The sequence below is a fragment of the Stieleria marina genome, assembly GCA_007741555.1.
In the GTDB taxonomy this organism is placed as follows: Bacteria; Planctomycetota; Planctomycetia; order Pirellulales; family Pirellulaceae; genus K23-9.
Genome location: CP036526.1, coordinates 267,944 through 281,866, shown reverse-complemented (window position 1 = coordinate 281,866; position 13,923 = coordinate 267,944). Strand labels below are relative to the sequence as shown.

The following is a 13,923-nucleotide window of genomic DNA, read 5'->3' as shown; positions in this document are numbered from 1 at the left end:
TGAAGCAACCTTTGCCGCACGACCTCACAGGAAAAAAGGAAACGGACTTAATGACATTCGGCCACCCATCGCCGTTGAATGGTTTCCGTAACAAACTCACTTGTCTTTGGTTCGTGGAGCGGCGTACATCAACGTGTCCAGGTGAGACCATGTCGAGCGGCCGCGACGTCTTCGCCCGCCACGACGTCGTCCGCGATCACGTCGGTCCTGATCGTCGCGACTTTCCGTCTGGTTCTCCCGGAGCTTGAGAGCGGCCTGTTCGGCATAGGTTGCTACCAGCCCTTTGCGGTTTTGGTAGTGATTGGTGACACGCTCGTACATCGGACGAAGCCGGCCGCGACTGTTATCGGAGAGCTTCTTGTAGTGGTAACGTCCTTCAACACTCTTGTAAGGCTCATACGGTACGTCCAATCCGAGGTTGTACTTGGCGGTGTACTCAAATCCTTTCAGCAGTCGATTGTCCAGTGCTCCGTAGAGGTCGACGCCCTGAATCCATGCCGTCTCGCAGGTGTTCGCCAGAAACTCCAGGCCCATCTGAGTATGCGCTTGATCGCGACCGGATTCCTGGCACTGCCCGGACTCCAGGAAGTAATTGCCGATGGCTCCGTTTCCTCGACCGCTCAAGTAGTACTCCTTCGCCCGATCGAACATTTCCTGGTCGTCCAGGAAGACGGCCATCGCAATCATCACTTGCATCATCGATGCATCCCAGTTGCCGTTCGCGGTTGGATAAAAGTCCTTGATCACCGGATACCAGACTTCTCTGATCATTGACTCAAATCGGGCCTGTTCGTCGGCCGGCCATTTGCCCTCGGTGTGTTTCAGCAGTTCGGCTGCAACACAGAAGTGGTAGCCGCTCATGCCGATCAGCAATCGTGCATCATGGTTGCCGATCGACCGAAGGGTTCCGGACCAAGCGTTGATGATTTCCGCAGCCTTGGTCGCGTGCGTTTCCTTGCCCGAAAGTGCCCAGCATAGCGAGTGATAGTACGCAGCCCGCGCGTCGTCGCTGAACTCCGACGACCCAATGTTGGGATCGTTGTACGGGCCCCGTTCGACGTTTGCGAATGGTTTCGGCTGCCAATCAAGCGACGCGTATCGAGAGTTCTTGAGTCCTTCCCAAGCGGTCGCCCATGGTTGTTCCCCCGCGACGATTTTCTTCTTGACGAAAGAAATGCTTTCGCGACTGTGCGTGATTCCAGGGTGGGTAAAATCACTGAACGCTGTTGAGCCCAAAGCGAACACGAGCAATAGCGCCGGGGTAACAATTCGCATTGGGTTCCTATTCAAACTTGCAGATTCCTGTTGGCGAATCACGGTTTCCCGATACAGATGAGTTCTTTGGCAGTGCGATGGTATAGCTTGCCGCCGGCGAAGGTCGGGGTATTCATTGACCAGGATTCACCGCGCGGACCCAAGGGGTTCAGTGCGACAAAGGCACTCTCATCGAAGTGTTCGGTGTTAATTTTGAACGCGTAGCAATTGCCAATCATCGTGGTGAAAAAGAGCGTGTCGTTCACCTTGATTGGATTTCCATTGAAGCACCACCACCAACCGTCTCGCTTGGATCGCACGTCGGAAATAAGATCCAGCCCTTTCGCATTCAGACCGTTCGTCTTCAACTCTTCCTTCCACAGGTATTCTCCGCGATCGTTGAAGTGCACGGGGACTTCCAAGATTTCTACTTTGCCAGTGACCAGATTGACGCGAGCGAAGCAATGCACGGGTAGCAGATCCCGCCAGCGCTTCATCAGTGGCTGCTTCAGATCATCGTTAAAACACATAAAGTACAGGTGCTGTCCGACGATGGTATTCGTGTACCAAGCTGGAAAGATTTTTGACTTCGGCAATTCGGTCAGGTCAAAGTTTCTCCGCAAGACGTAGCGACCTAGGATTTGATTGTAAACGCGCAAATCCACGTTGGAACGCAAATCGATTGTTTTGACGACTTCACCGTTCTGGGCGTTCAGAACCGTTAGCCGGTTGTCGTCCTCCGAAATCCACACGGCAAAATGTTTGTTGAAGCACGCATTGCTCAGTGCGGTATCGCCCTTGCCATCGAGCACCGTCTGCCAAATTCGCTTGCCGTTCTCCAGATCGATCATCGAGTAACCACTCGGTGATTCCGGCACGTCGTGGTAGCCACCGCGTCCAATCATGGCCGTCGGCTTTCCGAGTGCGTCAAGTGAATATGCCGGTGTGTTGTATTGCGTGAGCGCATCCTCGGAGACCCATTTCTCAGTGCCGGTCTTTTTGTCTAGCCCATACAAGTAGTGCCAGCCGTTTTCCCTTGCTCCATCCTGGCGATCGTAGGGCTCAGCATGAATCAATATGTCCCCGACCATGAAAGGCTCGAACTGTTTGTTGAAAGGAAACGCCTTCTCGGGCTTTAGAATTTCGTTCTCCGAACGCCAACTACGCTCCCAGACAAGTTTGCCCTGCCAGTCCAAACAGACCAGTTTTCCGCCCGCATTGGTAAACCAAACAAACTCGCCATCCGTGATCGGCGTGGGCGATGTCAGATCGCTGAATCCACCCATGTATCCCGTTTCGACGGCACTCTCGATTTGGTACTCCCAGATCTTCGCTCCGCTTGAAGCGTCTAGACAAAGGGCTCGGATAGTTGACGTTTTGTTGTCTTTGGGTTCTTCAGACTCGGACCCGGGTTTTGGCTCGAAGGGCTTCAATATCGTCAGAAACAAGCGGTCCTCCCAAACGACGATGCCGCTTTGTCCGCTCTCGCCCAATGGCTTCGTCCATAGAACATTCTCACCGGTGGCGACGTTGAACGATGCCGGGACCTCTGCCTCCGTATGCGTCGACCAATCGCCGTGCGGACCGGCAGCTTGAGGCCAGTTTTGAGCTTGGGCGCAATTGCCGCCAGCGCAACCGAGTACAAAGAGCAGGAACAGGTGAATCGTTTTCATCTTCGGTATGTTCCGTTCTATTGAGCCGGGCTCAAGGTCACGCAATCGAGACCGAAGAATGCGCCTTTGCTTTGCGGGTTTTTGCCGACCAATTCTACACGCAACACGTATGAACTTTTCACCGGGTCACTGGTGCCCAGCTCAATCGTTTCGGACGGAACAGGTTTGGCAGCATAGAGATCCACATCCGCTGCGACCGGTTTGCCGTTGACCGACAGACGCAGAATACCAAAGTCATAACTTTTTGTTGCATGCAGAACCAGTTTCTGCGCCGAAGGACTGGACGCCGGAATGCGCAGCTCCACGACATCACCGACTTGGGCATCCTTGAACAGCACGTGAGTATCAAGATTCCAGGAGCCTTTCAGTTTCAACTTCCTTAGATTCTGTGGCTTCAGTACGACCTTTCCCGATTTTGAAACGACTTCCATCTTTTCGCACTCGACCGCTCCCTTGAAATCAGCTGCGTTGGAAGCTGCCTTTGGTGAGGTCTTCGCTGCGGATTCCGCTGCACTCATGTCCGGCAGTGGCGGCACATTGAGTGCTTCAACTGGTTCGGGTTTGCGGTTTGAGGTCGTATCGGCGAAACCATACCAGTACGTCCCCACGCCGTAGCCCATGTCGCAATCCGTCCAGGACCAAACTTCCATGTCCAGTTTCAACGAACTGCCAAACGGCATCGTGTCGAGTGCTCGGGTGCGCGTCTCGGTACTGAAGCCTTGCGTGTTTTTCTCGTTGCCTGTCTTTCGGTTCAGCTTGTTGTACTTGTGACTGAACGGTTGACCGTGAAAGGGGTGTTCGTAGAAGTCGGTGCTGCGACCGCCCCAGGAATAGGCGTAGTAATCCTCGGTGCCGGTGCCGAAGATCGAAGGGAACGATTCGCCGTCGACGAAAATCTTTTCGTCACCTTCACCCCACCACCTTTCCACTGGATTCATGATGGTGAGCGTATCACCGACATACACGCCACGTCCTTGCAAGGTGACATAGTTCCAATCCGAGTAAGGTCGGGTCGGAACGGGGTATTGGCCTCGCCAGCCAGCGTGAAAGTACATGCTCCGCGAATCCCATTTCCAATCGCCGATCGTTGCCGAAAAGTCAACGCTGACTGGCACGTCACCCAAGTTCACGACAGAAATCTTCGCGTTGTTTTTGTACGGCATCACCCATCGGCAGGTCATCGTGCCATCGGCATTAACCGTGCGATACCAACCCTGAAGAGGATTCAAACCGATGCCACTGCCGAAGAAGTCTCCGATCGGACACCAGACTGTTTCCTTGTCGTCAAAACTTATCTTTAAAACGACGTGCCGAGTCACGTTCGGGTCTTCGTAACTGCCCAGCTTAAGCGACAGCGACGTGATCGCTGCCTCACGAGCGGGTAACGAAACCGATTGCTCGTTTCCACCGCCGATGGTCTCTTTCATATTCACAACTTCACCCGCCGCAGACGCGTTTGGGTTCAGAAGTTTCTGGCAAGTGGTGTCGATGAGAGGTTTGGCTGCCGTGAAGTCTTCCATCGAGAACGTTTTTACAGCGACGTCTTCATCGTATTCTCGGTAGGTGAACTGAAAGAAGAACGGATGGTCCGACATCGTCACCTTGCAGTTCTTGGCATATGGAATCGGGAAGAACGAAACAGCCGACCGCAAAGACTCGTGAGCGAGTGGAAACGGAATCAGGCCCTTTCCCTGAAACAACTCGAACATGTTTCCTTCGATGACCGGCTCCGAGGAGCCATCCAGGTAGAACCGAATGACCATATCGCTTCCGGGCTTCAACTGGTTCTTCCATGGAACCCAAAACCGGGTAATCGCTCCGGCTCCTTCGTCCTCCATCACCACGTACTCTTTGCGTCCATCGTTCTCTTCGACGCGAACATAATTTTTGTGAGTATCGTTTGTGCTTCGATCAAAGTTGTCAAACCAACCTTTGGGATCATCCGGGGTTTTGGAGGCACGGTTGTAACTACTTGCCTGCTTCAGTCGAAAATCATGCTGAGGATAGTGTGCTACCCGGTCACGATCAGTCATCTCACGAAGCAGTGATTGGGTCGTCACCGATTCATCAGCGACTGATGGAAAAGCAGTCGCGCAACTAAGGATTGCACACATCGCGATCGGAACTAAATATCTCATGCTGCTAACTTAATCAAATAAAAAGAGGAAGGTCACTGAGAGGCTTGGAAGGAAACAAAGAGTCGAGCAAAAAGTCAGACTTCAGAAACGGTGCCAGTGTTGCCGGCGAAGGTTTCCGTTTCTACACCTAGTCTTTGCAGCATGGTGACGTAGAGATTCGACAGGGGAAGATCTTCGCGGGTTGAGTCAAGTCTGTACGGTTCGGGCTCTCCTGGAGCCCAGCCTCCGCGGTACGCGCCTTCTCCGGCATAGTCGAGGTACTGTCCGTGTTTGAAACCCATTTTCTTGCCGCCAGCCAAAACCAGCGGATAGTTGCGGGAGAGATGGAAGGCACTGGAAGCAGATCCCCAAAGGAGAAGCGTACTGTCCAGCATCGATCCATCGCCCGCAGGCTCGGCGGTTGAGTTTAGTTTGGCCGCGAAGCGACTAAATTCTTCGGCCTGAAAACGGCAATAGGTGCCAAAATTCTTCCAACCGCCCGGCAACTTCGTTTCGTGCGAAAGCTTGTGCGTCAGAGGCAACCCGACGGCCTTCGCGAGATAATCGCTAATCCCGTCGCCAAGTTCTTTGCCGATCATGTAGGTCGCGACGCGCGTTGAATCGGTTTTGAAGGCGAGGTAGATCAATTCATACATTGCCTGGATATACTCGCGCGGATCATCGGGCGTGATGTCCAGATTCAGGTGATCGACATCGACGGTGGGATGCGGCATGTCGATCCAACGCGCGGCCTTTTCGACTTTCAGTTCGGTACTGCGCACCGAATCGAGAAACTCGTCGAAGGTCTTCTGGTCCTGCGTCGACAGGTCCTTTCGCAACGACTGCGCATCGCCCATGAGCTCGTCGAGCGCGCTCTTGTTGAGTGCCAGTCGTCGTGCGGCGTTGCCGTCATGTTTCACGAATAGCTCGTCGAAGACACGCTTCGGCTTGTTCTCAGCTGGGATCGGCCGACCGCTGCGAGCGAACGACATCGTCTGGGAGCCCCGGGGCGTTCCCACGCCTCCATCGGTCGACATCACGAGTGACGAGATGCGGGTCTGTTCTCCGACATGAGCCGCGTAAACCTGATCGAGCGATATCGAGTTTTTGTAGTCGCCCCGCCCACCCGTGTCGGCACCCGTGAGAAACTGGTCGGCGTTGGAATGACCGTGTACGGTGCGCGCCGCCGGATGTGACAAACCAGACAACACCGTCAACTCGTCGCGCAGCGGTTCCAGCGGATCGAGGCATTTGCTGAACCGGAAATCCTTTCTCTCGCCTTGCGGAAACCACGACCAGTCCTCAAAGGCCGGATCGTCCTGAAGAGGCATCGGCACGCCGTTGGGCAGGTAGAAGCAGGCGAGCCGTTTGCGGCTGGCGGGCTTCTCGGCAGCACTGGCGACTTGGGAGAATGTTTCGAAAGCCGGTAGGGCAAGCGCGAACCCGCCAACTCCGCGAAGAAAGCGTCGGCGGTCAAGCGTTGAGAGTTCGTTGTTCATACTAGATCTCGATCCTAAAGACTTCATCGTTTACTTAGGGTGGAAGCCGCACTTCACATTATTGTCCATTCATGATCAGTCTATCGCCAACGGATTTCCGCTTCTTTCGATTCTAAGTCAACGCGGACGGACGCGTGTTTGTATTCACGGCTCAGTTTCCATCCGTCTCTGACCATTTCGCCCACAGGTTTACCGAGCGGCTTGTCGAATTCCGGATACCATTCAAGGCACCCGTTTTCCATCCGGTATCCCCAGTTGTAGATGAAATAACAGTTCTCCTGGGCACCCGCCAAAAAGCAGGCCAATGGGAATTTGAGGCTGTCCTTGGCGACCCTGCGTTTCTGGGTCAGCGGTTTTCGCATCGCTTGGTCGTCGATGAAAGTGAATCCTGCCCAGCCCTTTAGCACAACGATCTTCCCAGCTTTCGCGGCACGCTGCATTTCAAGGATGTCCCTAAGCATCGTTTCCTTCGAAGCACTTTGGAAGTGACCAAAATGTTCGATCATTGCTGCGTCCGTGTACTCAGCGAAATCGAATCCGGCGCTCCAATCTGGCGTCGAACGAATGCCGTTGTAGACGATCAACTTATCATCGCCGATCTTCTGACGCGTCTCTTGAATGATGTCTTGAAGTCCCTGCTGGATCGCCTCGAACTTTTCGTCGCCCCACAGTTTCCGATTCGCTTGGCTGGCAATCTGAGGGAAGGCGTCCATGAACACACCATCGCAAGTTCCATCCACCACCGCTTTCGCCGCCACGTTGGTCCACCAATTGCGAAACTCAGCATTCGAAAGATCATAGCGCATCAGCTGCCCCTTCTTTCGATCCAACTCGCCGGTCGTTGTCCTGAGCCACCACTGGGGATGCTTGGCATATTCTTTGTGAGCCGCGAACATTGAATAGTCCAGAAAGGTATTCCAATAGAAGATCACCTTCATCTTGGGATTCAGGTTTTTCAGCTGTCGGGCCTCGGCTTCGATTCCCGCCTCAGTCGTTCCATGAGTTCGGGTTGCATGACCTTTTTCTAAGCAGATGAAGTTGGAACGCGTCGCGACAAACTCAGCCTCCTCTTTGGTCAGCAGTCCTTGGCTTTTTCCGAAATGGAACGCGATCGGTACCGTATCCCAACTGAATTCTGGATAGTGACTCTCGTCAGCGTGACTAACCGGCGCAAAGAGTAACGGGAGAAGTGCAAGGGCGAACCCGCCGGTTCCACGAAGGAAGCTCCGACGGTCGAGTGGGAAGAATCTGGAATCCATGTGCCTGGTGTTATCCGCTGTTATCGCGATTGAAAAATATCGCTGGTCACGATCGCCGTGACCAACGTTGCAAGCCCGTCCCCTTCTTTCCGGAGTTCCGCAGTCAGTCGCTCGACGCTTGCGCGATCGCCGAAGGTCAATGGCCGTCCGAGAGCGAAGGTTGTCATCTTATGAGCCATCGCCCGAGCAAATTGGTCTTGCCGGTAGGTAAGCAGATAACGTTTCAGTCCGCCCACACCATCAAGTTCATACTCGTTGAACAACAGGCTGGACGCGTCGATGTCTTTTCCTTGGCTCTGCGTGCGCCAGCTTCCGATGGCATCGAAGTTCTCCAATGCGATCCCCCACGGGTCAATCTTTGCGTGACATGCAAAGCAGGCCGGCTGATCGCGATGATCCTCCATCCGCTCCTTCAGCGTCATTCTTAGAATCTCGGGATCAGCCAAATCGATCTCGGGAACGGCTGCTGGCGGTGGTGGCGGTGGATCGTTCAAAACACTCTCGAGCAACCAGATGCCGCGTTTGAGCGGATGAGAGTCTTTGCCATCGGAATTCATCGCCAGCACCCCCGCCATCGTCAGCAACCCGCCGCGAGTTTCCTCCGAATTCAACGACACCTTTTGGAAGCGGATTCCGCTGACGTCGCTGATCCCGTAGTGCTGCGCGAGTCGCCCGTTGACCATTGCACAATCGGCGTGAATGAAATCCATCACGCTGCGATCGTGCTGCAGCATTTCCTCAAAAAACGCGAGCGGCTCTTGTTGCATCGCTTCCTTTAACGTCTCGTCGTACTGCGGATAGGCTGACCGGTCGACCGTCAGATAGTCGAGCAACTCCATGTTCAGCCATTGCCGCACGAACTGCTTCGAGAAACGCTCGTGCCGCGGGTCGGCAAGCATGCGTTTCACCTGACGGACCAGTTCGTCCGTCTTGCCGAGTCGCCCCTTGAGCGCAAGGTCGAGTAGTTCGTCATCTGGCGTACTGCACCAGAGGAACATGGAAAGTCGAGTCGCCAGTTCGAATTCGTCGAGCTCTTCAGCTAGCGGGCGATCCGCTTCCACTGGCCTTGGATCGGACTGAACCAGATACAGGAATCGCGGTGACGACAACACCGTGGCCAACATCTCGATCACAGCATGCTGAAAGTCTTCGCAAACAGGTCGAATGGATTCAAAAAACTCCATCTTCCCATCGACTTCCGCATCGGTAACGCTGCGCCGCCAAGCCCGTCTCATAAAACGCGACACAATTTCCCGTGCGTATGCGGTTTCGTCATCGCTGTTTTCGCTGGCGATGAAGATCCCCTGATGTGAGGCGGGTGGCCATTGCTCGTAGACAGGAGCCGACACCTCGACGTAATCGAACTGCACGTCACCTGTTTGTGAAAGCGACGTATTTTGAAGTTGAATGTATTCGGATGGATTGGTTCTCTTTGGGGTACCCAATTCGATAGTCTTGCGCGACGGATTGCGCGGGTAGATCTCGCTCAGTGGGATATCCCACTGATAGAACTGTGGTTTCCCGGGAGACGCATCGATCTCGAGGTCACGGTCACTGATTCTCAGCGAGCCCTTCGAGTTATTGTTCCCCTGCCAGCCGAAGTCGAGAGAGACGCTGGGAATTTGATCGGATTCGGTGGAGACTCGCCACGCACGGACGCGAACTCGAAGTGTCCCCTCGTCAGGTAGCCGATTCCCGAGCTCGACAATCAACCCTTGCTCAGGCGGAAGCACGGCAACATAGTCCGGTGACTCGGGCGCTGCGGCAAGCGTGTTCGTGGGTGCCCACGCGTGGACCGCCCGGCGGAAAGACCAGGTGGCCGGCGACGTCTTGCCAGTTTCTGTGTTCAAGTAGTGAGCACAGCGACCCCGTCTGCCACCGCGATCGCCTCTCCGTCTATCTTGTGTCTGCGTCGCTTCCGCCTCCACTTCGACGTTCTTCTCCTCCGTTTTCTTCTTTGCATTCGGCTCGATTTCGGCATCAAGCTCCTGACGAGTTTTCGTTCTTCTTGTTGCCGCCCTCTCCGCCGAAATACCCCAATACAAAACTTCGGGACGCTTGCCGCGCACCGTGGCTCGGTTCAGTGCGTTGCGATTGATCTCCAGGTAGTCAGCGTACTGCTTGGCCGACATCTGAAGCATTTCGGAACTGTTCCTGAAACCCTCCGCCGACGCGGGGTCCGGTGGCAAGTCTTTCGCGAAGTTCAGCTCAAGCCCAAGCAAATCCTGTAGCGCGTAGTTGTACTCGTAACGCGTCATGCGACGAAACGACGAGTTCCCCGACGCGGTACGGCGCAACTGCGAAGCAACCTGAATCTCGCCAGAGAGCCACGCGATGATCTTACTGCGATCCCCGTCAGCTAGTTTGGGAGCATCTTCGGGAGGCATCTCGCCATTGGTGACGGCCGCGGAGACTTTCAGCCAAGACTCGACGTCTTCTCCGTGCAGAAGATCGGGGTCCAACGTTTCGACGCGAAAATCGCCTTCGGCAGTCTCCGATCCGTGACACTGGTAGCAGGCCTTCTTTAGCGTCGGCTCGATCTCCGCACGAAACGCTTCCAAGTCTGCCGTGGGAGCGCCGCTGGAAATAGGCCGCGGAATGGTCTTGCGATATTTCGATTGAGTCGCCCCCGTCGCTTTGATCTGTTCCAGCGTCAACTCCTCGGCCTGTAGAGAAGTTGCAAACAGAAAAACGCTGACGGCAAATATACGGATAGAGCTATTCATAGTCACTCAGTTGCTTTTCGCTTCTCCTTATCGTTTCCGACCAACCCTATTAGACCAACATTTGGGACAGCGACCTGCCGAGAAGTGTCAAAGATTCACTGTCCAGTAGTCAGCTTGATCGTCGTGTTTCTCTCAATCGCGATTTGACTATTTGGCCGAAAAGCACAGGACCGATCCGTCTTTCAGACAGACGAAATAACTCCCGTGGGCGATCGCGATGCCGTCCCAGACGGGTGCCGAATCGAAACGCAGTTCCTGCAACTGGTGACCATCGCTCGCGTCGAGCAGCCAGGCGATACCGCCTTTCTCGCCAGCGTAGGAGGCATTGGTGTCTTCCTTGGAATAGCCTTTCAGCATCGGGACACCCGCTGCCATCACGGTGTTCTCGGCAGCGACGATCGCGTGCCCGGCAAAGGGCGTCGGCGTCGTCCACCGCCGCTGCCACTTGCCCATCGCGGGGATGGACTTTTCCTCTTTGTCGCTGGTGCCGCCGTAGCTTCCCGAATAGACGTTGTAGAGTTCCAACTGGTCGAGGTCCCGTCCTCGGCCTGGCAGATTGCGACCCGGCGCGTAACCGCGAATCTCATAGAACAGTTTGCCATCGAAGGCGATCGTGTCTCCCGCTGGACCGGCGCCAAACTTGCCCATCGCGCCGCCGTAGCGAAGATCACGATCAACCGTCCAGTAAGTGCGATGTTGTGGCGATTCATTCAGAAAACCGGGAGAAGCCATCAGGTGCAACGACTTGACCTTTTTAGGCATGATCGGTACGAGATCGGGCTGGAAGGCCTGGTTCCGCATGAACAGCTCGTTGCCCGCGCAAGAGAAAATGTCGCCTTTGCATCCTTCCAGCTGGAACTGTCCGCTCGCTTGAATGGGAAAACTCTGAGTCTCATCTTCGTAGGGTCCGTGCATGATTCTGCTGTGCTTCGTCTCGCCGGTGACCGGGTCGAGTCCAAACACGGCAATACCACCGTCCAGGAATGTGCTTCGTCCGGCGGCGAAGTAAGCCGTGTCATCAAACATCATGATGCTGCCATGCACTGGCCAGGCGGATTCGAGGCGACCCGTATCACAGATCAACTGCCGCTGGGGCATGCCGTTGAACTTCCACACCAACTTGCCGTCGGATGCCCGCAGGCAGTAGACCGATCCGCCGCGACTGCCGACCAGGATTTTGCCCTGATAGTAAGTTGGCGGGCTGTCGATGCGTCCGTCGGCGATAAACTCCCAGCGAGTACTGCCGTCTTCGCGATTCAATGAATAGAGCGTGTAGCCGTCGCGATCGGCAACAAACACACTGTCGCCAGCGACGACCGGCGCGGTGGGGCGCGAACCGACATCGACCTTCCATTTGGCGGTAAGCTGTTCCGAAGTACGCCCTGATGCGATCCCGCTGCGCATTTTGGAATAGCGGTACGTAGGCCAGTCGTCCGCCGAGGCGACAGGACCGTCGCCTTTTCCAAACGCGGGCCCCTTCACTAGGCGCGGCTCGATCGTGACCGTGAAGCGACGGTCGGTATTGCCGCTGCCGTTGTAGAAACCGTTCACGCCCGTGGCCATGGTGCCAATGGCACACTGACAAACATAGGGGCCGTTGTAGAGCATGCCATTGGCGGGCATCACGGCCAGTCCGCAGGTCGAACGAGCCCAAGGATTCGGGGACTCCGCCGTTCCATCCAGTTTCACGAAGTCGCTGCCGCCCGAGGCGCTATTGAGATAGTACCGATGCGTGATGCGATTGCGGTAGCAGCGGTCGTGCGACATCGGACCGGTCATCTCCTGCGCCAACGTGCGGACGACTTTGCCGGTTTTGGGATCGTGTCCCTGTAGTTCGCGGCTCCACACCAATCCACCTGCGAAGAAGATCTCAGTGCTCTTCATGTAGTTTTTACCGGCCGGCGCCGACCAGAGCGTTTTGCCGTCGGCAAGACTCTTCGCCGTCATGGTGTCATGAATGGCGCACAAAACCGTGTTTTCGGTCAGTACGATCGTCGGATGGATGTTCGAGGAAAACAGCGCAGATTTGCTTGGCTTCTTTCCCCGTCGGAGGGCGCGCCCACCCTCTTTCGTCGCAGGTGGCACGGCCTTGATCGGAAGCGATTCCGTCCATAGCGCTTCTCCGCTTACGCTGTCGAGACAGGTCAACCCTCTGGTGCTGTGATAGATCACTCGAGTTCCTTTCACGGCGAACGTGCCCCCCGTATACTCGTCTGCAGCGTACTCGTCCGCAGCGCTATTGTCCGTAGCTCGCTCGTCTGCAAAAACGCGACTCCAGAGAACGGCGCCGTCTTTCAAATTAACAGCGCAAAGTTCAGCACGATCATCCGTTGCCGCCGCTTTGGGAAGCCTGTAGGGCGTTCCCTTGATCACATAGAGATTTTTTCCATCGACGACGAATTCCGTAGCCCGTTTCGTGTGTTTATACACCTTCCTTTTGGCACCGGTGCGAATCGCATAAGCCGTGACGGGATCACCGAATCCCGAGCAGACATAGACCGTTCTGCCGACCGCGGCCAGGCAACGCTGCTGCTGCGTCGGGATCGATTTGATGCTGCCAGTCTGCCACTTGCTCCATTGCTTCATCGAACGCTTCCACAGTTCGATGCCGTTGAATCCGTCGCGCGCCACTAGCTGGTAGTCGACTGGAGCGTTGACATCTTCTGTCGTCGCCCGGTCCTCAATCGTCAGCAACACTCCATCGGCAGAGACCATGTTGGTCAAGGACGGGGAAAGCGCCTTCGATCGACCGTACTCCGGCGTGTCGTGCCAGCGGAGTCGTTGGGGAGGCCCAACATCATCCCGCGAAACGCCATTGTTGTCCGCACCATGGAGGAACTGATTCCATTCGTCCATGCCGTCGGGAACCGGCTTCGCTCGCTTCTTCCAGCCGTTCGGCCCTTCCACGATTAGACGCCCGCCGGGAACGAGTACGCGAATCAATTCCGCTTCGGGCACCTCGCACGATTCTTTGCACAGCACCAGATTCACCAAACCATCCACGTAGGGCAGGTCCCGCCCGTTGTAGAGGTCACATGCAACCTTCCCGTAAACACCTGCCTGCCGAATCGCCTGGCGTGCCGCCACGACGCGTGCCTCATCACGCAAGAGCCCGTGAATGACGAACGGTCCCTCGGTCGCCAATTCCGCGATCGACTCTCCGTCATCGAAATCAATCGCGATGACGATTCCGCCACTGAATTTAAACTGTTCAATGAATTCCGATTGCGCGTGCACCTCGTTTGTCAACAAACCGGCGATTGCGACGACTCCGACGAACAATCCAACGAGTGACTGATGATGCTTCGATTGCATTAGGGTTTCATTCATTTTTGTGATTCTGATTATTCAACTTGTTCGCCGCAGATGTACTTGCCTAGCAAGACAGTTTCGTG

At 55.3% G+C, this 13,923-nt stretch carries 7 protein-coding genes; all 7 read right to left on the bottom strand.

All coding sequences use genetic code 11. The annotated features are described in order from the left end of the window. Window positions 1-96 precede the first annotated feature (96 nt). The 7 genes from K239x_RS01030 to K239x_RS01000 all read right to left on the bottom strand — a co-directional run bounded on the left by K239x_RS01030 (window position 97) and on the right by K239x_RS01000 (window position 13,858). Window positions 97-1,275 (bottom strand): alginate lyase family protein, encoded by a 1,179-nt coding sequence (locus tag K239x_RS01030; RefSeq protein ID WP_145415847.1) that lies wholly within the window; start codon window positions 1,273-1,275, stop codon window positions 97-99. Between the two features lie 38 nt (window positions 1,276-1,313). Beyond that, window positions 1,314-2,927 carry an outer membrane protein assembly factor BamB family protein gene (locus K239x_RS01025; RefSeq protein WP_145415846.1) on the bottom strand — a complete coding sequence of 538 codons (1,614 nt, stop codon included), beginning with the start codon at window positions 2,925-2,927 and terminating at the stop codon, window positions 1,314-1,316. A 17-nt stretch (window positions 2,928-2,944) separates the two neighbouring features. Then, entirely contained in the window at window positions 2,945-5,065 is a 2,121-nt protein-coding gene (locus K239x_RS01020) for a glycoside hydrolase family 172 protein (protein ID WP_473163561.1), read from the bottom strand. Between the two features lie 74 nt (window positions 5,066-5,139). Then, entirely contained in the window at window positions 5,140-6,543 is a 1,404-nt protein-coding gene (locus K239x_RS01015; protein WP_145415845.1) for a DUF1552 domain-containing protein, read from the bottom strand. Between the two features lie 80 nt (window positions 6,544-6,623). Then, entirely contained in the window at window positions 6,624-7,802 is a 1,179-nt protein-coding gene (locus K239x_RS01010) for a putative glycoside hydrolase (RefSeq protein WP_145415844.1), read from the bottom strand. A gap of 20 nt (window positions 7,803-7,822) precedes the next feature. Beyond that, window positions 7,823-10,528, bottom strand: coding sequence for a DUF1592 domain-containing protein (locus tag K239x_RS01005; protein WP_145415843.1), 2,706 nt, complete (start codon window positions 10,526-10,528; stop codon window positions 7,823-7,825). 147 nt (window positions 10,529-10,675) lie between these two features. Further along, window positions 10,676-13,858 carry an outer membrane protein assembly factor BamB family protein gene (locus K239x_RS01000; protein ID WP_145415842.1) on the bottom strand — a complete coding sequence of 1,061 codons (3,183 nt, stop codon included), beginning with the start codon at window positions 13,856-13,858 and terminating at the stop codon, window positions 10,676-10,678. Window positions 13,859-13,923: the final 65 nt, after the last annotated feature.